At 62.2% G+C, this 22,848-nt stretch carries 13 protein-coding genes; all 13 read right to left on the reverse strand.

Features of this window, described 5'->3' with window-relative positions:
• The coding region (locus tag F2P44_RS36520; protein ID WP_223164990.1) for an IS4/Tn5 family transposase DNA-binding protein at nt 1–95 on the reverse strand (95 nt) is incomplete at its 3' end.
• A 1,186-nt stretch (nt 96–1,281) separates the two neighbouring features.
• Nucleotides 1,282–2,415, reverse strand: coding sequence for a nitroreductase family protein (locus F2P44_RS02310; RefSeq protein ID WP_167084697.1), 1,134 nt, complete (start codon nt 2,413–2,415; stop codon nt 1,282–1,284).
• A gap of 9 nt (nt 2,416–2,424) precedes the next feature.
• Nucleotides 2,425–3,171 carry a 4'-phosphopantetheinyl transferase family protein gene (locus tag F2P44_RS02315; protein ID WP_167084699.1) on the reverse strand — a complete coding sequence of 249 codons (747 nt, stop codon included), beginning with the start codon at nt 3,169–3,171 and terminating at the stop codon, nt 2,425–2,427.
• The gene (locus F2P44_RS02320; protein WP_167084701.1) at nt 3,168–3,488 is read right to left on the reverse strand and encodes a RedY/HapK family protein; all 321 of its coding nucleotides are present in this window, start codon (nt 3,486–3,488) and stop codon (nt 3,168–3,170) included. Before F2P44_RS02320 ends, F2P44_RS02315 begins: the two co-directional genes overlap by 4 nt.
• Nucleotides 3,489–3,503: 15 nt before the next feature.
• Nucleotides 3,504–6,233: a beta-ketoacyl [acyl carrier protein] synthase domain-containing protein gene (locus F2P44_RS02325; protein ID WP_167084703.1), complete on the reverse strand. Its 2,730-nt coding sequence runs from the start codon at nt 6,231–6,233 to the stop codon at nt 3,504–3,506.
• Nucleotides 6,226–7,854: a D-alanine--poly(phosphoribitol) ligase gene (locus F2P44_RS02330; protein ID WP_167084705.1), complete on the reverse strand. Its 1,629-nt coding sequence runs from the start codon at nt 7,852–7,854 to the stop codon at nt 6,226–6,228. The genes F2P44_RS02325 and F2P44_RS02330 overlap by 8 nt, the downstream gene beginning before the upstream one ends.
• 153 nt (nt 7,855–8,007) lie before the next feature.
• Nucleotides 8,008–9,951: an aminotransferase class I/II-fold pyridoxal phosphate-dependent enzyme gene (locus tag F2P44_RS02335; RefSeq protein WP_223164985.1), complete on the reverse strand. Its 1,944-nt coding sequence runs from the start codon at nt 9,949–9,951 to the stop codon at nt 8,008–8,010.
• Nucleotides 9,948–10,226, reverse strand: a complete 279-nt coding sequence (locus F2P44_RS02340) for an acyl carrier protein (protein WP_167084706.1) — start codon at nt 10,224–10,226, stop codon at nt 9,948–9,950. Before F2P44_RS02340 ends, F2P44_RS02335 begins: the two co-directional genes overlap by 4 nt.
• 46 nt (nt 10,227–10,272) lie before the next feature.
• Nucleotides 10,273–11,295, reverse strand: coding sequence for a methyltransferase (locus F2P44_RS02345; RefSeq protein ID WP_167084708.1), 1,023 nt, complete (start codon nt 11,293–11,295; stop codon nt 10,273–10,275).
• A 13-nt stretch (nt 11,296–11,308) separates the two neighbouring features.
• A complete protein-coding gene (gene pigE / locus F2P44_RS02350; RefSeq protein WP_167084710.1) occupies nt 11,309–13,822 on the reverse strand; it encodes a prodigiosin MAP biosynthesis aminotransferase PigE in 2,514 nt (837 codons plus the stop codon).
• Nucleotides 13,823–13,934: 112 nt separating this feature from the next.
• On the reverse strand, nt 13,935–16,376 hold the full coding sequence (pigD, locus tag F2P44_RS02355; RefSeq protein WP_167084712.1) for a prodigiosin MAP biosynthesis protein PigD: 2,442 nt from the start codon (nt 16,374–16,376) through the stop codon (nt 13,935–13,937).
• A 52-nt stretch (nt 16,377–16,428) separates the two neighbouring features.
• The gene (gene pigC / locus F2P44_RS34855; RefSeq protein WP_187363222.1) at nt 16,429–20,805 is read right to left on the reverse strand and encodes a prodigiosin ligase PigC; all 4,377 of its coding nucleotides are present in this window, start codon (nt 20,803–20,805) and stop codon (nt 16,429–16,431) included.
• Between the two features lie 128 nt (nt 20,806–20,933).
• Complete coding sequence (gene pigA, locus F2P44_RS02370; RefSeq protein WP_167084714.1) at nt 20,934–22,082, reverse strand: prodigiosin MBC biosynthesis dehydrogenase PigA; 1,149 nt, start codon at nt 22,080–22,082, stop codon at nt 20,934–20,936.
• Nucleotides 22,083–22,848 lie beyond the last annotated feature (766 nt).

Raw genomic sequence — 22,848 nt, forward strand, 5'->3', positions numbered from 1 at the left:
GCAAAGGTGTCCATCAATGTTCTCGCCCTCTTGTTGAGGCGCCCGTCGCCAAGATTCAGATCGGCAAATTCGTCGTCCGTCCACCGCTGTGTCATCTTGTCCAAGTGCGCCACCCAAAAGGCAAGAGTAAACGCGATCTTGGCAAAGTTTACAAGCCCCTCTGGCAACTCATTGAATGTAAACGACTTTTTGGAACGCTACGGACTTATGTATAAGGGCATGCTTTTACCGATAAAACAGGAGTCCCGTACTACTACTGCAATGTCTACAAGAATTTGGATGATTTGAACGATGAAACGCTGCTCAACTGGTGGGTATGAAACTCAGGGCATCGGACAGTTTAGTACGGTGCTGACGCTGCGATATCTGCGTTCCACTTTTAAGTTGCCCTTGCGTCTGATATAGACGTACTGCGCCGCGATTGCCTGGAGTGTGTGACCAGCCACTAATCGATTCAGATGAATTGTCTTTTTCGCAAGACTGACCTGATCTGATCCAAGTGTGTCGCACTCGCGCATCCGCATCGCTGGTTCGAGCGCCAGTACAAAAAAGCATTAACGCATCTGGCGACTCGGACAGGCAAGCAATGATTCGCGCCTCCTCGTCCGCATCCACGCGCCTGTTGCGCTCAATGTCCACTGTTGTTTTGCCACCATTCGCGGCAGCCAGGTCCGCGTCCTCGGCTGTATAGCTTACGAAGCCGCGCTTGAAAAGCCGGGCGGGTTCGCTAGAAGGATCTGCGGATGGCGTCGGCAAACCCAGTCGATACACCTGGCTAACGCGCCGTGTCGGTGCCTGATTGTGTTCGGAGACAGGTTGTCGATATGCTTCATCCTGCGAATCCACGTTTCGGCCCACTCATAGTTCAGGTCATTGCTATCAACGTCGGCTACGCGTACTCGTATGGTGTCAAGCAACTTCTCCTCGGTGACGAGCACGGACTCATCGTACCTTGTATCGAATTCTTCTCTCGTTGCTTCGGCAGATCGGGCGAGCTGAAGCGGGTGCTTGCGACCTCCCCGCGGAACGGGCAAGGCGACACAGCTACTCATCGGCTCTACACCCCGCTGGATACGCCTGAAGAGCCTGGACGGTGGCAGGTCCGGTTCAAGCATGGCGCGACAGACGCTCACGCCATCCAGACTCTCGTTGCGCCATGGTTGACGTGGATGCTTGCTGGTTCATGGCTCCCCCGTGTTGTTGACCGTGAGGAGATTGTGCTGGCCATGCTGGCCGATGAACATCACGCCACGGGCTTAGCGCTTACTGATGGCGGGAGGATCAGACTGTCTCGCCGTGGGTTTCAATGATGGCGGCAAGCGGCCGACGCAGGCATTCGCCGTGCCGCTGCCTGATCGCACCGAGGCGCGCGAAGAAAACCATGCGCCGGTCGCCGCCGGCCAGGCGCTGCAATTGGCCGCGCGCCCGGTCGTGCTGCAGCATCACGCTGAGCGGGTGCAGCGCAAGTCCGAGCCGCTGCGCGTTCAGCCATACTTCCATCAGGCGCGCGCCGGCCTGGACCATCACCGTCGATGCAAGGTCGTCCGACGGCAGGCTACACAACAGCAGTTGCGCTGAGTCTTTTACCAGCGCCGCCAGTTGCGCCGCCATGTTATGCGGCACGCGCACGATGCGCAGCACTTGCATGACCTCCGGCGCCAGCACACATTGCATGATGCGCGTACGCAGCGGCGACATCGGTCCCATCAGGCTATGCAGATAAAAACCGTCCTCGGCCGGCTTGCGCGGATCGAAATGCAGGTAGCGGTAGGTTTCCTTCCATGCGCGGTAGCTGGAAAAGTCCAGCGCCGCGAATTGCCGTACCAAAGCGGCGGCACGGGCAATGAAGGCCGGGCTGCGTTCCACCCGGATATGCAGTTGGTCCCCGGTCAGCTGTTCCGGCCAGTGCCGTTCCAGCAATTGCGCGAGCACCATGTCACTGCAACTGCTCTCGGCAAACGGCGCGCGATGAGTACGGCGCTGCCGGACGCTGTCTTGCAACCCGGCGAATGCCGTAGCATCTGGAACGCGCTGCGGCTGCACAGCAAGCAACACCAGGCCCCGGCAGCCATGCCCTTGTTCCAGCGATTGCAGGGCCTGCGTATCGAGCATATCCAGCCAGTGCCAGTTGCAGTGAAAGCCCAGCGCATCGAAGGCCGCGCTCAACAAGCCGAGGAACATGCCGCAACTGAGCTGCATTTCCAGCGTAAGACTGGGTAATGCTCTCAAGGTACGCTTACGATCGATGCCCAGCAGCAGCAGCTGCCCATGCTCCGGCCAAGCATATGCCGGCAAAAGTTGCGCCCGCATCCGCCTGTCTTCGATATGCACCAGCTTCCATGGCTGGCAGTTGTGCGACGACGGCGCCTGGCGCGCAATGTCGACTGCTTGTAGCAGGTTTTCTACAAAGTCCATGAACGTCCCTTACCCTTCCCCGTGTGACACGCACTGTCCTACCAGCGCCAGCGCGTAATCGCCGATCAGCCCGCCGTAGCCGCTCAGCTGCGATCCTTGGCTGCTCGGCAACTGTGCCACCAGGCGCGGCGACACGCACCATGCCAAGCGGCCGTCGCAGCCGGTTGCTTCGAGCTCGAGGTCGGCAAACCAGCCGAATATGCTTTTCCCGTGTGCCTTCATGAAGGCTTCCTTGAAGGCCCAGACCGCAGTACAGGCGGCATCACCGCCGGCGGCGCTGACGCGCAATTCATGCGCAGTAAATGCCATCTCGCGTGCTGCATCCGGAAACGGCCTCACACGCTCTATATCGATGCCGACCGGATAAGCACTGGCCGCAGCCACCGCATATCCTTGCGAATGGCTGATGCTGACATGGGCACCGGCTGTCTCCGGCTGGCCGCGATTGTGTTCGGCACTGCTGTTGCCGATGACCAGCGCATGCAAGGGCGATTCGGCACCGGCCTGCGCATGCAGATGCTGTAATGCGGCCTTGGCGGCGACACGCCCGGCCATCCATTCGCGGCGCCGCTTGGCCAGCCGCAATCCGTGCAGCCGCTCGCGCTCGGTATCGCCAAACATGCGTGCGAGGTAAACATGATCATGTTCGCGCCGCGCTACCGCGTCGACCGACACTGCGCTGACAACGCAGTCACCGATGCCCACTGTGCAAGCCGTTTCCGTCTGAGGCAACATGATTGCGGCAATGCCGCTCATGCAGGCGCCCGGTAACCGGCGCCGAGCTGCGTGCCGGCGACTTCCTCCTCCACTTCCGCCATCGTGGAAAAGCCTTCCACCAGCCGCGCGAAGCTCGCGCTGCCCATGTCGCGCTGGAATGCCTCGTCGCTGCTCACCTTGATTACCTCGATATAGTGGAACGGCGCATCATGCGCGCTACTGACCCGGTACACGGCGAAACTGCGCACACTCGGCAATTCCGGACAGGTCGCATAGTCGGTGTCCAGTACCCAGTTTTCGAAAGCCTGCGCATGGCCGATGTCAAGCAGGCGGATTTTATGGATGATGGATTGCATGTGAGACTCCCGTGGTTAGTGAACGCTGCCATCTGCTTGCAGCAGCAGGTGGTAATTGATGCCGCCGGTGCCGAAGGAACTGACCGCCGCGCGCCGGCTGCCGTCGATCGCATCCCAGCGCGTGTTGGCGGTCACCAGTTCGGCCGGGATGCCCGCCAGCGGCAACTGCGGATCGATCCGGCGGCGCAGCAGGGTGGCCGGCAGCGCATGCCGCTGCAAGGCGAGCACCGTTTTCAGCAAGCCGGCGGCGCCAGCGGCGGCGAAGGTATGACCGATGTTGGATTTGACCGAACCGATGCGCAGCGGCACTGCGCGCGCGCCGCCGTACACGCTGCCGATCGACGTCAGTTCCGCCAGATCGCCCAGGCGCGTGCCGGTACCGTGCGCTTCGACGTACTGCACGGTCGCTGGCGCATAGCCGGCCTGCGCGAAGGCGCGGCGCATCGCCAGCGCCTGCCCGTCCGGATCGGGCGCGGTCATCGACACTGCATCGGCGGAGCCGCCAACGCCGGTAATCGTCGCATGAATACGGTCGCCGTCGCGCAGCGCATCGCTGAGCCGCTTGAGCACGAACAGCGCCGCGCCATCGCCCGGCGAGAAGCCGTCGGCATGCTCGGCAAACGGCGCTATCCTTTGTTGCGACAGCATCATTTGCGACGAACAGAGCACCAGATCGCGCAGGTTGGCCGGCAATTCGACGCCGCCGGCCAGCACCAGGTCGTAGCGATGCCGACGCAAGGCCAGCACCGCATTGTTGAACGCTGCCAGTGACGACGCGCAGGCCGCTTCCACCGCGACCGGCATCGCGGCCAGGCCGAAGCAGGCCGACACCAGTGCCGCACTGCCGCTGGCAAGGTAGCCGTCCAGCGTGAAATGATCGATGCCGTGGTCCGCCGTAGCGGCATCTGGCGCGCTTCCCAAGGTGCGCGCCAGTTCAGGCGCGTGCAGCCGGCACGCGAGTTCGCGCTCGCGGCCCAGGCTGAGATTGGAGGCGACCATCACCGCGGTGCGGCCGAGCTTGCCGCGCTTGTGCGCCAGGCCGAAATCGGCCAGGGCTTCGGCGGCGACATGCAGGGTCAGCTTTTGCGCGATATCCAGCCCGGCAGCCCGCTTCGGGAATATTTTATATGCGGCAAGACCGGCATCGTACTGCTCGCGCTGCTTGAGGTCAGCGCCGTATTCCGCGTAGCTCGACAGCAAACCGGCCTCGCCTTCGCCAAAATAGGCGGAGCGCGGCAGCACGTTTTCCGGCAGCGGCTGCACTGCATCAAGGCCGTCGAACAGGCGCTGCGCGAAGTCGGCGCTATTGCTGCAGGGACCGAAGGCACCGCCGATGCCGACGATCGCAATCGGTTCCTGCTGTTCTTGCGCAGGCGGCATAGCGGACGGCAATGCATGACTGGCACTGTCGGGTGCCGACAGCACTAGATGCCATTGCACGCCGGTCAGGCTGCTGCCAAAGACGCCGGCAAGCTGCGGCGCGTCGCCAGGCCAGGCAATCGCAGCATCGGGATACGCCATACCGGCACGCGCATGCAGCGCTGCCGCACTGCGCATCTGCGGCAAGGTTTTTTCGTGCAACGCCAGGCTGCTGCCTGCTACCGCGGCCAGTGCCGCATTGGCAAAGGTATGACCGAATGTGGCGACACTGGCGCCAACCTGCAGCGGCCGCTGCTTGCCCTGCGCACAGGCATCGCTCAAGACGCTCAACAACTGCGGCGCCTGGCTGCCGATGCCGGGCAGCACGCAGTCGATATACTGTTGCGCCGCCGCCGTCACGTCCGCCTGTGCACAAGCTTCATTGATCACATGGAACGCCGCCGTGCCATCAACTGCATACGCCAAAGCCCCCGGCACGTCCTGCCTTGCCGCACCCATGCCGCGCAGCACGCTGTAGATGCGGTCGTTGTCGCGTCGCGCATCGGACAAGCGTTTGAGCAGCAGCGCGGTGGCGCCTTCGCCCATGGGCGTGCCTGCTCCGTCCTGCGCAAAAGGGTGGCCGCCGCAGGCGCCGGTAAAACCCTTTCTTGCCAGTGCCAACGGCGTCAGGAGGCTCTCGATGCGTTGTCCGCTGGCGACGATGACTGCCCTGCTCTGGCCGCTGTGAAGCGACAGGCTGGCCGCCTCCAGCAGCGCGTAGCCGGTCGCATCCGCGCATTCCATTGCCTGCACCGGACCACGCAGCGACAGGAAGGATGCAATGCGCGCCGGAATGCTGCTTGCCATTTCGCCGACCCGGTCATGCGAGGAGGAACCGAAGCGCTCGCGCAATGTCTCCTTCAGGCGCGAAAATTGATCGGCGCTGCCAGCAAGTTCATGCGCCAGGCGCACGCCTTCCACCTTCAATGCGTTGGCGATGGTGCTGTCGAAGCCGAAGCAGGTGCCGCACATGACGGCCACCTCATCGCGCGGCAGATCGCGCTTGTCATACCCGGCATCGCGCACGCACTCGTCCGCCACCTGCAACAGCATCAACATCATGTGCGATACCGATTTGCGGTAGGCCGGCGGAATGCGGAAGCGCTTGAAATCGACTTCCATCTCGTCGAAAAAGGCGCCGTGCCATCCTCGCAACTGTTCGCGCACCTTGCCGTCAGTGTCCCAGTAACGTGCCAGCGGCAGCGGCGCAAAGTGAGACGTCCCCGCCTGCAGCTGGCGCCAGAACGCATCCTTGCCGCGCGCCTGGGGATACAGGCAACCGATGCCGACGATCGCGATCGGCTCGAACACCGGCGGCTTATGCATCGGCGCTGGCGATGTCGTTGCGCTCGCCCGCATGCGGCATGGCTGCGCTGTCGCTGGTGGGGCGAGTCAGTTGCTCCAGCGCGCGGTAGTCGATCTTGCCATTCGCATTCTTCGGCAATTCTTCCAGTTGCCGGGCCAGCCTGGGAATCATGTAGCGCGGAAGGCGGGCGCTGCAGTAGCTCTTGATATCGAGCACGCCAAGTCGTTCGCCGGCATGCCGCAGCGTGTAACAGGCAACGAGGTGTTGCGTATCCCCCGCGCACTGGGCCACGACCGCGACTTCTGCGATACCCGGCATCGCGCCCAGCACCGCTTCGATTTCGCCCAGCTCGATACGGTTGCCGTTGAGCTTGAGCATGCGGTCCTTGCGGCCGTGGTAGTACAGCAAGCCGTTCTCGATGCCGACCAAGTCGCCTGTGGCATGCCGCCCGTGCTGGTGGTTGACGTGATTGGCCGCTTCCTGCCGGCGCCAGTAGCCCGGCGTCACGCACGCGCCAGAAACGACCAGTTCGCCGATCGCATGTTCGCCGCTGACCGGCTTCCCGTCCGCGTCGACAATTTCCGCAATCACGCCGGGCAGCGTGCTGCCGATATAGACTGGCTTATCGCGGGCCATGTCAGCGTCGCGCACGTGGTAGTACAAGCAGACGTTGGTCTCGGTCGGGCCGTACAGGTTATACAGCGCGCATGCCGCAGGCAGGCAGGATTTCAATGCCTGCAGTTGCCGTATCGGGAATACCTCGCCAGCGAACAGCACATGGCGCAACGATGCGGCAAGCTCGGATGTCAGCTCGCCGCTGCCAGCGAGCAGCGCGAGTGCCGACGGCACGCTGTACCAGACGCTGACCTTGTGTCGCCGGATGCCGGCGATCAGTGCCGCCAGATCGCGCTGCTCGTCCTCGCGCACGATCCATACCGCAGCGCCGACTGCGGCAGCGGCGAAGTAATCGAAGGTGCTCAGGTCGAAATGAAAACCGGCATGGTTGGCGAAGACGTCGTGCGGCGTCATCTTCAATTCCGCCAGTGCCCAAGCGATGAAACTGTGCAGGTTAGCGTAGCTGATCTGCACGCCTTTCGGCACGCCTGTCGAGCCGGAGGTAAACAGGATGGCGGCGAGATCGTCCACAGCGGCGGCGAATGGCGGCGCCAGTTCGACCGACGGCTGTATTGCGGCAAGCTTCATGATCGCAGTGTGACCAAGCGGCGCATCATCGCCAGGCACATCATCCACGATCAGCACCAGTTTCAGCGTATCGCACTGCCATCCGTCCAGCGCACGGAAATGTGCGGCATCCGTGACCAGCACCGTCGGTTCGGCGCTGTCCAGGATTTTCCTTGCGCGTTGCGCCGGCTGCGTGCCGTCCAGCGGCACATAGACGGCGCCGATTTCCATCGCCGCATAGAGCGACAAGGCATAGTCCCGGCATTTCGGCAGCCAGATGGCGACGCGGTCGCCATGCTGTGTTCCATGGCGCGCAAAATGGGCAGCGCGCTGGCGCACGGCCTGGTAGAACTGTCTATAACTGATGGCGTCAGGATCAACGAACGCAGGACGATCGGGATGTTGCTGCGCGGCGCTGCGCAGGTAATCAATGACTGGGGTGAAGGTTGGAGTGCTCATGTTCTTTTGTTAATTAGATTGAGGTGCTGCACTTCTTTGTAAAAAAGAGGGTACCCGGTCCTGTGCCGTTCCCGTGCGCGCAGATTGCGATCCGGGATACGGCACCTCCCCCCTTACAGAGGGGGAGGAACCGTCAGTCCTTCACCTGAACACCTATCCCCGCACCTCCACCCCCACCTCCTTGGCCGCATCCACCAGTATCTGCGCCGCCTCATCGAGATCATCGGCCGTGTGCTCGCAGCTCACGCTGATGCGCAAACGCGCATCGCCGACAGCGACGCCGGGAAACACCACGGTCTGGCAATACAAGCCGCGTGCACGCGCCGCGCGTCCAAATTCCAGCGTCTTGCGATCATCGCCGACCACCACCGGGATGATCGCGCTGGCGGAATGCTCAAGGTCGAACCCGGCTTCCAGCAAATGGCCGCGCAAGTGATGGACGTTGCGCCACAGCTTGCTGATGCGCTGCGGCTCTCGCTCCATCACGTCGATCGCGGCGATCAGGCCGGCCGCGACCGCCGCCGGGATAGTGGCTGCAAACACATAGGAATGCGAATAGAAACGCAGGTAATCGACCACCTCCTCGTCGCCGCAAACGAAGCCGCCGACGCCAGCCAAGGTCTTGCTCATGGTGCCGACTTCCAGGTCCACCGCGCCCTTCATGCCGAAATGCTCGGTGGTGCCCGAACCGGTGCGGCCAAGCACACCGGTGGAATGCGCATCGTCAATCAAGACCCGCGCACCGTATTGCTTCGCCAGCGCGACCAGGCGCGGCAAGTCGACCACATCGCCGTGCATGCTGAACACGCCGTCGGTGACGATCAGCTTGCCGCCGTCGTGGTCGGCATATTTCTGTAGAATATTTTCCAGTCCGTCCAGGTCGTGCGGATAAATCTTGCGCGCTGCGCCGGCCAGCTTGCAGCCGTCCTGGATGCTCATGTGGTTCAGCGCATCGGTAAAGATCAGATCGTTCTGCCCGGCCAGCGCGGAAATGCAACCCAGGTTGGCGGAATAGCCGGACGGGTAGACGATACATGCCTGCCTGCCCTTGAGCTTCGCCAGCCGCCGCTCCAGTTCCATGTGCAGCACATTGGTGCCGCCGATCAGGCGGCAACCGGTATTGGTGGCACCGTATTCGCGCACGCCCTTGACGATCGCCTCGATCACTTCCGGATGATTCGCCAGGCCCAGGTAATTGTTCGACGCAAACATCAGGAATTCCCGGCGCTTGCCGCTGACCTCGTCGTAGATCACCGCACGGTTGCTGCAGCGCGATTCCAGCGGCATGCCGTACCAGTACAACTGTTCTTGCTGCTTGCGCTGATAGAAGGTATTGAACTCGCGCGCCTTGTGGAACAGGTCGCGATGCGGGATGTTGACGAAATCCCTCATCGTACGCGCGTCGTCCGCTGCCGGCTCTGCCGCCACGGAAAGCGCACTGGCGTCAGCATGGCCGAGGTTGTCGATGAACTCCGACCACTTCTTTTCTTCCGTCGCCGACGGCACTGCCATTGCCGGCGCTGCCGGTTCCAGCATGTCCAGGTGCACGAGAGGGCGCAGATGCGCGATGACCTGTGCAATGCTGGTCAAGCCTGTGGGAAAAGTGACGGCGGCAATCCCAAGCAACTTGGGAAGCTCGGACAACACGGCTGCCTGGGTAACGGAGTCGATGCCGAGATCACTCTCCAGCTCGGCATCCGGCGCGAGGTCGCCCGGCTTGTAACCGGTGTGGCGGCTGTAGGCGGCGATGACCGCCGTCGTCAGCGCATCGGCTGCGTGCTCCGGCACGCAGGGTCGCTGCGGCAAGGCAAGCGTCTTTCCGTCCTGTTCCAGGCATTGCCCGATATGCGCCAGCACCAGCGCAATCGTGCTTGTCTGTTGCGGATTTTGCCGGCTGGGCAGGCCGAGCGCCTTGTAAAGCTCCGCAAGGGTTGTGGCCAGCGTCACCGAGTCGATCCCGAGATCGCTCTCGAAATCAGCATCCGGCACGAGGTCGGCGCGTGCGTAGCCGGTGTGGGTTTGGAACATGCCCAGCACATACGCCTGCAGTCCTGCGTCCGGCGTTGCGATATGGTCGATTACCTGCTCGTTCATCATGCTCCCCCCGCTGCCGCTGCCAGTGCCGGCCGGCTTTCGCTTTGCAAGCGCTCGACCAGATCGAGCATGTGCTGCACCGATTTGAAATTGCTCGGGACCACCTCCTTCAGAGGCACCGTCACGCCGGCTTCCCGCCGCAGCAGGTCGACCAGATCGAACAAGGCACTGGAATCGATGATGTTCAATTCCAGCAAGGGCGTGTCCAACGCAAACTGCTGGCACTCGCCGCCGAGGTAGTTCTCCGCGATATACGCGAGAAGCTTGTTTCCTAACATGGTGTCCTCTCCTTCGATGATGTTTTCAGGTTGCTGACAGGCGCGCTCATTTCCGCTTTTCGCCGATGAACAAGGTGCGCGGCCCCGGTATCGCCTGCACCCTTGCATTGACGAAGCCCGCTTCCGTGAAGCGTTGCAGGTATTGCGCGCAGGTCGATTCGATGCCGCCGTCAGTGGACACCAGCATGTTGATCGACAGCAGCGACGTGAACAGTGGGCCGCTTTCGTCATCGGCCAACGGTGTCTCGCTGGCGATGAAGGTGCCGCCCGCCGGCAGCGCCTCGTGGATGTGACGAAGGATCTGCATCTGGATGTCCGGCGCATAGTCGTGCAGCATCCAGCCGAGATGAATCAGGTCGTGTTCCCCCTTGGGGATGGTGCCGCTGATGACGTCGCCCGCCACGATCTTGATGCGCTCGGCATAACCATGCTCGGCGATCTTGTCGCGCACGAAGCTGGTCGCCTGCGGCAGTTCGCAGATGCTCAGGCCAAGCTGTGGATAGCGCGCAGCGACAGCCATCGGCAAGGTGCCGATGCCGCTGCCGATATCCATGAATTTGCTGTAGCCGGAAAAATCGAATCCCTGCAGCATGCCCTCGATAAAGGGTTGCGCGAAAATGCCGAGGAATTCCTGGAAATCAACGACATCCTGCGGGTTCTGGTACAGGATGCTGAACCAGCTGCGCTCATCACCGAAAGCCGCCTGACGCTGATCCTTGTCCTCATGCACCCCTTGCGCCGTATGTGACCACAGCGGATACAGGAAGGTATCGATATGGCGGCCGAGCCAGCCCAGCCATTGCGCTGAACCACTCACCATGTAGTCGCGCGCGGCCTTGGTGAGGCTGAAATGATCCTCCTCCTTCGCCAGCAGGCCGATGGCAGTCAAGGCGATCAGCAGGCGCTTGCCGGATTGCAGCGGAATCTTGCGGTGCTCGCAAATGGCTTCTGCCGTTGCCGGGCCTTGCTCCAGCGCGTCGAAGACTTTCAGTTCCAGGGCGGCAGTAATCGTCTTGGTCTTGAAAAATCCCATCATCAAGTCAACGATCTGCTCTTTATTCATTTCCATGTTTCGGTTCCCATTAATTTAAAAAGGTGGACATTTCTTCGCAGACGGTCGCGAACGAACGCACGAAGTGATCGATTTCTTCCCGGCTGATCACCAGCGGCGGCTGGATGCGGATCACGGTCGAACTATTGGCCGTGACGAAGGTGAGGATGCCGTGGTCATTGCTGAGCTTGGTGACGAAGCGCATGCAGAACATCTCGGCCAGCGACTCTTCCATCTTGCTCATCGCATCGGCCAGGTGCTGCTTCACTTCATCGGGGAAGAAACGGTAGGTCAGGTGCCAGTCGCCCGGCAGGCGCGTGCCGAATTCGCGTGCGCAGGCTTCCACCGCGCCCGCGAAATCGTTGTCGAGCTGGATGCCGAGCATCAGGCCGCGCCCGCGCACTTCGGCGATGAACGGGTAGTGCTCGGTGGCTTTTTCCAGCTCCGCCTTGAAGTAGGTGCCGAGTTCGTCCGCGCGTTCGGCCAGACCCTGCTGATGCAGGCCGTCGAGCGCGGCCAGGCCGGCGACCGCGGCGATGTTGCAGCCACCGAAGGTGGATGTGTGCAGCAGGAAACGGCCCATGGTGCCGTAGGCGGCATCCCATACCTGCGCGCTGCTGAGCGTGGCGCCGATCGGGATCAAGCCGCCCGACAGCGATTTCGCCAGCACCATAATGTCCGGCTCAAGTCCTTCCCACTCGCTGGCGAACATGCGGCCGGTGCGTCCCAGCCCGGTCTGGATCTCGTCGACGATCAACAGCGTGCCGGTCTGGCGGCAGATCTCTTGCGCCGCCGCCAGGTAACCGGCCGGCGGCATCTTGACGCCACCCTCGCCCTGGATCGGTTCGACAATATAGGCCGCCACCTCTTCGGATAGCAATTCGTTGCGCAATGCCTCGAGATCGCCGAAAGCGACGCCGACACAGCCCGGCACCAGCGGCCGGAAATGCTTCTTGTGCTTTTCGCGGCCGGTCACCGACAAGGCGCCCAGCGTCTTGCCGTGGTAACTGTTTTGCGCGTACACGAAGCGGGTGCGGCCGGTGGCGGCACGCGCCAGTTTCAGCGCCGCCTCCACCGCTTCGGTGCCGGAGTTGCTGAAGAACACACGCTCGAGTTCGCCGGGCGCAATCGCGCACAAGCGCTCGGCCAGCCTTGCGGTCTCCTGCGGCAAGGACACGTATTGCACGAAGTTGGGCGTCGAATCGGTCAGGAACTTCTGGATCGCATCGGTCACGATGCGCGGATTGTGGCCGAGGTTCAGGCAACCGTAACCGGACACCATGTCGAGGAATTGCCGGCCTTCGGTATCGGTCAGCGTGCATTGCTCGGCGCGATCGAACACATGATCGCAGCGCTGCATGCCGAGGAAGTCGGCCAGCATTGGATTGATGTGGCTGCGGTAGCGCTGCAGCGTCTGGGTACGACGCTGTTCGCCGTCATCCGCCTGTGCCGGAGCCGACTCCTGGCGCCGGTGATAACGAGCCAGGCCGCTGATGATTTTCTCATTGATGCGCTCACCCCAGGACGCCAGCGGGAATGCGTAAAAGCCGTGGCGCTCAGCCAGCGCACCGATCTCCAGCACCTTTTCCGGCTCCAGCGTGCGCCCGATGGAAAAGCACTCGGCGCGCCCTTCCAGGGCCAGCACCATGGTCTCGGTCAGGCAGCCGTTGATCTGCTGCTTGATCGCCATGTTCAATGATTCCCCGCCCAGCTTCACCTGCGGCGAGGCGGTCATGCAGCCGCCGTCGATCACCAGCGTGTCGGTACGTGGCGGCGAGCTGCGGACCGCATCGCGCGGCAAGGCAATATCGACCACGATCGAACCCGGCAGCAGGCGCGCCTCGTCGATCACGTCGCCGGACGAGGTAGCCGATGCGAAGATGCGGTTGTTCGCATAGCAGTCGTCGATGCTGTCGCGCAGCGTCACCTGCGCATGCCATCTCGACGGCAAGTGTTCCAGCAATTCATCCCGACTGGCGCTGCCGCTGCGGTACAACAGGTCGAGGCGGCAGCCTTGCGCCAGCAACAGTTTCGCCAGAGACAGGCAGATCGAGCCGGGGTAACCGACAATCGCCACCTGTGCCTCCTGCGGGCGTAGTTGCAGCCATTCGAACACCTGCAGCAGGGCCTTGTAAGCGGCATAGGTCGTGAGCGAATTGCCGCTGGTGACCGGCAGGCTGGCGCGCTCGGCGGTGACCAGGCCGCGCTTGCCGATGATGGACGTGAAGCCTCCCAGGCCGACCAGCTGTGCGCCCTGTTTGCCGAGCGTATCGATGCCTTCGAAGATGCGTTCCTGCACCTCGCGCGCCGACGCCAGCATTTCATCAGCGGTCAGCGGCAGGTAGTGCACGACGCCTTCGCAGGTGGCGCCGGTGGCGGAACGGATCTGGCCGAAGTCGACGAAGGGAACCATGTTTTCGCGGCGCCACAAGTCACGTTGGTAGCCGCTTTGCAGGTCTTTCGATTGACGCTGCAGCAGGTCGAGCATCTTCACGTAACGCTTGAGTCCGACCGACGTCGGATGTGCGATGAATCCAAATTTCATTGTTTTTCCTGATACTTGTTTCTGATGGGGTTCATTAATTTAGCTGCCGTCACACGTTATCCCCTCCTCCTGGCAGGGGAAAGCAGCCCGTCCGCGCACGCCTTATCTGTCGTCACACGATCAAGGGCACATCTTCCGCCACGGCAGCCGGCTCAATCTGCATCGCATCGCGCTGCCATCCGGTCGCCGTCGCCAGGCTGATGCCGTCGCCTTCGTTGTTATGCCCAACCACCACCGAGAACAGATTGATGCGCCCCGGCTTCTGCAGCGCCTCGGCCAGCATGTCGGCGTCGAAGCTGTCGAGCGTGCGCGCGCAGACCTGCAGACCGCAGATGTCTTCTTCCCAGTCCGCGGACATCAGGTTCACCAGACGCATCTGGCGCGAAGTGCGGTTGAACAGGATGCGCTCCTGGTAGGTGTTGATCACCGAGTGGCCGCCGTTCATAAAGTAGAAGACGGTGAAGTTCTTGCGCATGCGGTCCGGATAATTGAGCGCGTTCTCGATAAAGCTCGGCAGAATGTCGGGCACCAGGCCCTTGGCGCCGTCGCCGATGAAGGCGACCACGTTGGTGCCGCTGGTGTACGCGACGCTCAGCGTGGCCTGCAGCGCATCACCCATCAGCGCCCGTCCGTACCAACCGGAAAAGCCGCGCCGGGTGCGCGCGACATTGCGGATCGCCGAGATGCCGCAGCGGCCGACGTCGTACAAGCCGGTGTAGTCGTAAGCGCGCTCGACGATCAGCTTTTCCACCAGGTGATTCAGGCGCGCGAAAAAATAGTTCGGGCTCATCGGTGTCGACGGCAGTTTGCTTGCCACATCCGACGGCGTGTCCGCCACCGACGCCATCAGCCGGCAGCGGCGTTCGCGCAAGGCCGGCGAGACGTCGAGGTGGCGCTCCACATGGCGCAGGAAGCTACGGTAGTCCATCACCAGCCCATGGTCGGTAAAGGGTGACATGTGGGCGGCGTTGCGGGTCAGTTGCACGATTCTCAGCTTGCGCATCAGCCGGCCTTCCGAAAACGGCGTACTGACCTGCCCAAGCTTGCTTTTCATGAAGAACAGGCATTGCTGCGACTGCGGATTGAGCTTGTCCCTGGTATGCAAGTAGTTGTACACGCGCGGACTGTAGCCGTACACTGCCAGCGTGCCGAGGTAATTTGGAATGCGCTTGCCGTCGCGGTACTTCGGCACCGAACCGGGATGGGTGAGGGAGTCGGTCAGCGCGATGCCGGCACGCTCCGCGATCGACAAGGTCAACGCCAGTTCTTCCTCATCCATCGGCCCGCATTGCCACAGCAGCCGTTCCGGCCCTTGGTTGATGATCTTCATCACGTCCTGCAAAACATCCTGCATCGCCTCGTCGGGCGCTGCCGTGCACTCCTTGAGCGCAGGTGCAAACAGCGCCGGATCGAGTTCGTCGCCGGCGTCGAGCACTGCCTGCGTCGCCAACAGCACCACCGGCCCCTGCCCTGCGTCGTACAGCGCCACCGCGCGTCGAAGGTCTTGCGCGATATTGTCGGCGTCTTCCATGTACACATAAGCAATGCCGCGCGCCTGCAGCACCGCACGCGTATCCTCGTCGCGGGAAATCGTGCCCTGGAACGCAAACCACTGGCTGGCACGGTTTTCCGCGCAGACGATGAAGCCCTTGGCGCGCGCCTCGCGCAGGTTGGCGAGCGTACCCCGGAATTCGTCGATCATGCCGCTGGTAACGATCACTGCGAACGGCTTCTTGTACAGCTGCCAGTTGGCCAGCGCGCCGCAAGCCAGGCTGTGTTCGCTCGGTCCACGTAGCACCAGCGCGCCAAGCCGGTTCGCTTCCACGTCAAAATAAGTGATCAGATTCGACACCAGCGAACCGGTGAAGTAAAAACCGAGCCAGTCACTGCCGGCGCGCGCGGACAGGAAGCCGGTCAGGAAAGCGGCCAGCGTATTCCTGCGCAGGCCGCGTGTGTCGGTCTTGGCGCGGCGATTGACATAACTGTGTTCGAGGAAATCCATCCACAGGCAGAGCAACTGCGTCTGCAGCACTGCCCTGTCGGACGGCAGGATGCATTCGATGTATTCCATCGGCTGGTAGCGGATGCGGTTCTCTTGCGGCGAGGCGAATACCGCCGTCGAAAACGACGAGCAGAATGCCGGCACCGCCGCCTCCTGCAGGCGCGTGTGGAAGCTGGCAAGCTGTTCGTCGATTTCTTGCGGGCTGATGCCATCGTACAGCGGATCGGCGTAATCGATGAACAGCATGCCAACCTGGAAGCCGCCCTGCGTGGGCGTGGCGGTAATCTTGCCGAACGCCGCCTCCAGACTGTCGGCCTGGATCACCTTGATCGCCAGGCGTTCCTGACGCGCGGCGAGGAAGCGCACCGCCTTGTCGCACGCCTCGCGATATACCGGGTTCGAGACCGACTGCGCTGGTGCATAGTCGATGTCGGCATCAATTTCCACGTGCTGGAATACGTCGCCGCGCACATCGTTCAACACACTGAAACCGGTTTCAAAGAACTCGCGGCGGCGCGTGACAACAACCACGCCTATAGCCGTCATATCCATATTTCTGTCCTTTAGTGGAAAATTGAAATCTGCGGAGATCACTACCGAATGTTTATGCGCTCGCTCTCTGCTCGACCAGCGCTTGGTCGGTATCGGCAACGCGTTCCTCGATGCGCACCACGCCGCCGTCACCGTCGAGGTAGATCAGGTCGCCGGTGCGTATGGTCTGGGTCGCCTGCTTCGCATTGACGACCGCCGGAATACCGAACTCGCGCGACACGATGGAGCTGTGCGACAAGGCCGAGCCGATGTCCGCGACCACCCCGGCCGCCAGCACGAACAGCGGCGTCCACGATGCATCGGTAAAGCGTGCCACCAGAATTTCGCCCTGGCGGAATTCGCCCACCTGGCGATTGAGGTCGGTGATCACGCGGGCGCGCCCCACCGCCACGCCGGGGCTGGCGCCGAGGCCATGCAGCAGGTCGCCCTGCGCCGCGTCCAGCAACGCCTGATCGTCGAGGCGCGGCACATGGCCGCCGATCAGCGCCATTGGCGGTTCCTGCAGGCGCTCGTTGAGCAGATGCTGCTGGCGGTTGCGCGCAATCAGTTGCGGAGCAAATGCCTGCTGCGCCGTTTTGCGCCCGGCCACGTAATCGCGCAATTCGTTGAAATCGATGTACGCCAGGTCCTGTATGCCACACACACCCTCCGCCGCGACGCGGCGCAGCACCTCGACGATGATTTTGCGGTAGAACCAGGTCTCGGCGATGTAGGTCGGACGCGTCGCTTCGCGCCGTTCCGCCATCTTCGCGTAGGCGGCGATCACGAAGCGGAATGTCATCCTTGCCTTGAGCGGCAGTTTGTCCAGCAATTGCCGCGTGTCTTCTTCGCGCGCCTTGTCGATCGTCGCCAGGCGCGATTCAAGCTGCACATCGCTGCTCAGGTACAGACGGATGATTTGCAACAGATAGGTCGGATCGTCGTTCCAGCGCGGAATGCTCAGTTCGAATTCCTGGCGGCCACGCGAACCGAACTCCGCGAGGAAGGCGCCGAAATGCTCGTCCCAGAAACGGCGCCCCTCTGCATGCTGCTGCAAGCTATCCGCCAACTGCGCCAGCGGCGTCTCCAGGAACAGGGTGCGCAGCACCGGCAAGCGCTCGACGTGCGCTGCCAGTTCGCACACGCCACGCGTCACCTCGATGGTACGCAGGCTGTTCATCGATGCCTTGATGCGGTTCTGCAGCCCTTTGCCTTCGTTCCCCAGCCACTTCTCGCACAGCTCCGCCAGCGCATCGTACAGCGCGAACGATTGCAGGAAGAACGGCATGTAGGCCGCGCAGGATGCGAGGAAGTAGCGGTCGATGCGCTGCAGTTCGGCATCGAGCTGCGGCAGGCTCATCTTCTCGAGATCCAGCTTGCCGAAGCGCTCAGTTTCGCGCTGGCGCAAGGCGATCATCTTGTTCACCGTGCCGCCGGCAGTGGCCAAATTATGTACCTGGCATACCATCCAGTAGAGGCTGCTCTTGAAGAATTGGAACCCGGACACCGGTTCGCCGTAGGGATTTTTGTAGTGCGTGAAGTCGACGTCGGCTGTCGCGTAGCGCCGCGTGAACTTCATCGGCTCGTGCGTGGGAGGGCATTGCGTCAGCAGCCGCGCCGATGCGGAAATGTTCAGGTACACATGCCCCTGCAGGTAGCCGACGTAATACTGCGAGCTGCCGATGTCGAGCAAGCCCATGGTCTTCACAGCCGGGCCGTGCACGTGGTGCTGGTAGAAGCGGGTGAAGGACAGTCCGAGCGGCGTCATCAGCCCGGTCAGGATTTCGCCGGTGTCCATGCGCGAAAACATCGTGTTGTCGCGCACCTGCTGACTGGTTTCCTGCGCGTCGCCGTACTGCTTGCCGGCGCTGGAAGCAGTCACCGTGATCGGCCGCGCCTGCAGTATCCAGATACTGTCATCCTTCAGTGCCCATTCGATATCCAGTTCGCAGCCGTAATGGCGGCGAATCCGTGCGGCACAGGCCGCCAGTTCGGATGCCTGCATATCGCTCAGGCTCGGCTGATCAACGAATGGCGGCGCTACCTCCTGCATCGCGACGCCATCGGCAGTGCGCGCACACATCACCGGCTTGGCCCGGATAATTCGCTCGATCAGCGCATGACTGTCGCTGTCCACCACATAGGTATCGGTGCTCGCCTGGCCCGACACCACGCCCTCGCCCAATCCCCAGCAAGATTCGATCACCGTGCGCCCGGCATCGCCGCTGATCGGGTCGGCGGTGAACAGCACGCCGGCAGCATCGGCAACGATCATCTGCTGGATCACCACCGCGATGCCGCCGTCGGCCCGCTTGCTTCCCTGATAGGCAAGCGCGCGTTCGTTCCACAGCGACGCCCAGCAACGCTTGACGCAATCGAGCAGCGCGCTCTCGCCCTCCACGTGCAGGAAGGTGTCGTACTGGCCTGCAAATGATTGTGCATCGCCGTCTTCATTGACGGCGGAAGATCGCACCGCGACCCGGCCGCTACCGAGTTCGCGATAGGCGGCGACGATCGCCTCCTGCAGCGCGGGCGGCAACGGCGCTTGCGCAATGCGTGCGCGGATCTCGGCGCAGCTGTCGCGGTCGACCTTGTCCATGCCGTCGATCCAGGCCGCCAATCCGGATGCCTGCAAAAAATCATGACAGGCATCGACCGTCACGCAATAGGCGCGTGGCACCGGGAAGCCGGCGCCGATCAAGGTATTGAGCGAGTTAGCCTTGCCGCCGAAACGCTGCACGCCGGCCGCAGGGTTGCCGGCAATTTCCATCACATGCAGGCCGGAAGGCAGTGCTTGCGCCACCATCGTCCCGGCCGCCGTGCGCTGCAGGTATGTCTGCGCCTGTTGTGCCGCAGCGAACCCTGCGCTCACTGCGCTCTCCAGGTTGCCGATGCCGACGCTGTCCTGGTTCGCAAAGGAAACCCCACCCACCGGCTGCGACGCCTGCACAAACAAGTCGGCTTTCATTTGCCCGCGCGAAGCGACCACCAAGGCCCGCGGCCAGCGCCAGATCCGGATGTCTTCCACCTCGTCAGAGGATAGTCCCTTCGCCTGCAGCATTTCCGACACTTCTTGCAAGGTCGCCTGCTGCAGCTGCGCAAACTCTGTCTTGCCGAGTTTGCCCTGGTTGAGCCGATCCGCCACCGGCTTCAGCAAGGTCAGCACACCGGCTTTCTTGCCGTCGTCGCGGTCCAGCCAGTTGGCGACCACGCACACGCTGCTGCGGCACCAAGCCAGCGGCGCAGCGGCGGCGGTATCTCCTTCGATCACATAGCCGCCGAAGTATTCAGTCCAGGCAGGGTTGCGCAGGTAGACGTTGGCGATGCAGTAGTCGCGGTGCTCGATCTCACGTATCGCCTGCTGCTGCTGCGCCGGCAAACCGGAGACCGCATCCAGTGCTGCATGCTTGGGCGCGGCCCACACCACCGCGCCGGCGCTGACCTCGCTCTGCACGCCGCCACGTTCAAAGGTGATGCGGTAACGTTCGCCATCACGCGCAACCGTCTGCACGCGCGCACCGGTTGCAATACGGCAGTTGCCACGCTCGCGCAACGCCGCCTGCAGACGTTCGCTGAGATAACCGTTCCCGCCGGGGAAGGTCACCAGCGTGCCATACAAGTAGCCGACCAGGAAGTGCAGCCCGACATAGGCGGACACATCCGCCACCGACAGACATTCCACTTTCAGGGTCGTCTCGACCGCATCGCGCACCAGCGGGCCGAACTTCACATCCGGCACCAGCGCCGTTGGCAGCCGCGCACGCACTTTCTCATCGAACAATAGTTCGGCCAGCGAGATCGAGTCGAACTGTTCCATCTCCTCGCGCGTCCAGCCGCATCCGGCTTGCCACGGTAGCGCCGGATACTTGCCGCCATCCTTGCGGAAGCGCTGCAGGTAGGCATATAGTTCCGCAAACACCGGATCGCCCAGCTTCTTCGGCGCCGCGATGAATTTCTTGCCGCGCAATGCGGCGCCGAGCAGGTTGCATGTCAGTCCATACATCGCCGGGTTCAGCAACTCCTTCGGCTGCTTCAGCAGCCCCAGTGTGACCTCCCCCAGACCGCGCAGCAGATGGTGTGTGTTGAACAGCACGAATTGACTGTCGCCGGTGGAGCGCCATGCATTGGACAAGCCGAGCCCGCTCAGCAATTGCGCCGTGTCCGAACCGGGCACCGGCTCCTGGAAGCAGCTGCCTGCTGTGGCGAAGCGTAGTTCACCGCGCTGCCCGCTGCGCGCCGCGCCGCCCACCGTGCTCTCCCGCTCCAGCACCAGCACGCGATGGCCAGCAAGCTTCCAGGCTGCCGCGAGGCCGGACAGCCCGCCGCCGACCACCACCACGTCGCAAGCGCCGGCCGGGTCGCCTTCCCCTGCACCGCGATCGTCCGCAACGGGAATGGCCGCTGCACCTGTTTCATAATCCTTGCTGGGGAATTTTTTCTGCGTTGTCATTTTCTGCCTCTATCTTTTCCTGGGTTGAACAGCTGCCTTCAAACAGCCAGCTTTGCAAGACCGTTGGACACAACTAGCCACGGACAAGCCATGTTGTCCGGCGCGTATGCGAAACCGAATGATTCGGGCTAACGCAGCCCCATGTGCCGTGCGATGAACTCGCGCTGTATTTCATTGGTGCCGGAGAAGATGCGCGCCGGCAGTGCATCGAGCAGCAAGCGATCGATGCCGGTCTCGCTGCAGACACCGGCGCCACCAAAGATCTGTACCGCGTCCAGCCCGCATTGCACCGCGCACTCGGACACCCACAGCTTGCTTTGTGCGATCGCCTCTTCATGCGGCAGGCCCTGATCGTAGAGCCAGCCGGCGCGGTACAGCAGCAGGCGCGATGTTTCCAGGCGCAGCTTGAAGTCGACCAGCCGGTCCGACACCGCCTGGTTGTGTCCGATCGGACGGCCGAACTGCTTGCGTTCGCGCGCATGCGTGACGCATTGCTCAAGCACGCGCTCCATCGCGCCGACATAGGCGGCAAACAGGCAGCCGCGCTCCCAGATCATGGAGTCATGGAAGATGCTCGCGCCCGCGCCTTCCTCGCCCACGCGCGCCCATGCGGGTACTCTGCAGTCGTCCAGATGGACGCTGCCCCAGGGCGAGGTGCACAGGCCCGACTTGCGCTCACCGGTAGTGACTGTGAGGCCATGCGTTGCGCGCGGGATCAAAAAGGCGCTGATGCCGAAATAGGATTGGTGCGCATCGGTCTTCGCATACAGCAGGAAGACATCGGCCACCGGCGCATTGGTGACGAAACATTTTTCGCCGTTGAGGATGTAGTGCTCGCCGTCGCGCCGCGCGCTGCTGCGCATGGCGAATGCGTCGGAACCGGAGCCGGGCTCGGTGATCGCATTGGCGGCAATCAGGCTGCCTTTCGCCATGCCAGACAGGTAGCGCTCGTGCAGCTCGCGCGAACCATGGCGCCACAGCGGCACAGCGCAAGCGAACATGTGTGCACACAAGGAGAACACCAGCCCCATGTCGACGCAACCTCGGCCGAGCGCCTCCACCGCGAGCATGGTATCGAGCGCACCGAAGCCGGAACCGCCCCACTCTTCAGGCAAGGGCAAACCGGCCAGGCCGATCTCTGACGCCTGCGTCCACTTGTTGCGGTCGAAATGGGAAGACGCGATGCGTTCGCTGGCCGAGGCGGACAACACGTCGCGGGCAAAACGATGGATGTGTGAAACAGTTTCTTGCTGCTCGCTGCTGAGACGAAAATCCATGCACCTGCCCTCTATTTGGTGCAGCGGCAGTAGCGGCTGCACATGTTTTTACTGGAAGTTCCCTTGGCAATACATCATCACGCCTGCACGATCCGTACCGCTACAATTGCACTGCACTACTGTCTAACAGCCTGTTCGAGATCTTTTAACCTAGAAACGGCAGTTGACCGCTCAATTTCGAAGCGCTTCCACCTGGAGCTCCGCATGAGCATTGACTTTCGCTGCTTCGATACCGTTCACCAGTTGGGTGAGAGCGCTACAGGGTCGATTGCACACTTTTTCGGCTCCCTGGCGGCGTTGTTCGTCGTAGCAGAACGGGCCACGCAAACGAGGCGCAACGCCGTAGCGCGCCCATCAGGTTAAATTCCACCTCTTTACGGTGATTCCGGCGCCGCACTTCAGTTAAATTAAATATTAAAAAATACATGTATTCCAGAACGTTGAACATTAATCATGTTGAATTCAAATGTCTAGTTACGGTGCATATTTCAAGTCGATTCCGACATTTTTCGGCCTACCTGGAGGCTAAGCAGGCTAAGCGGGCTAAGCGTTCAAAGCCCAGCGGGCGGGGAAATTTGGTCGCAATTTTACCGGTTCAACATGTCGGTATATGTATCGGAACAGGACGGTTGACGCGTTTCAGTACGGAATCCATAGGCACTGCTGCCCGCGCCACTCGGCACCTGCAGGATGCGGCGTTCGGCGCCGCGGCCAGCATCATCGGCGCGGCAACGTTGACCGACACGGCCTGCGCCACCGCCAGCCG

The sequence above is a fragment of the Massilia frigida genome (genome assembly GCF_011682175.1).
In the GTDB taxonomy this organism is placed as follows: domain Bacteria; phylum Pseudomonadota; class Gammaproteobacteria; order Burkholderiales; family Burkholderiaceae_D; genus Telluria_A; species Telluria_A frigida.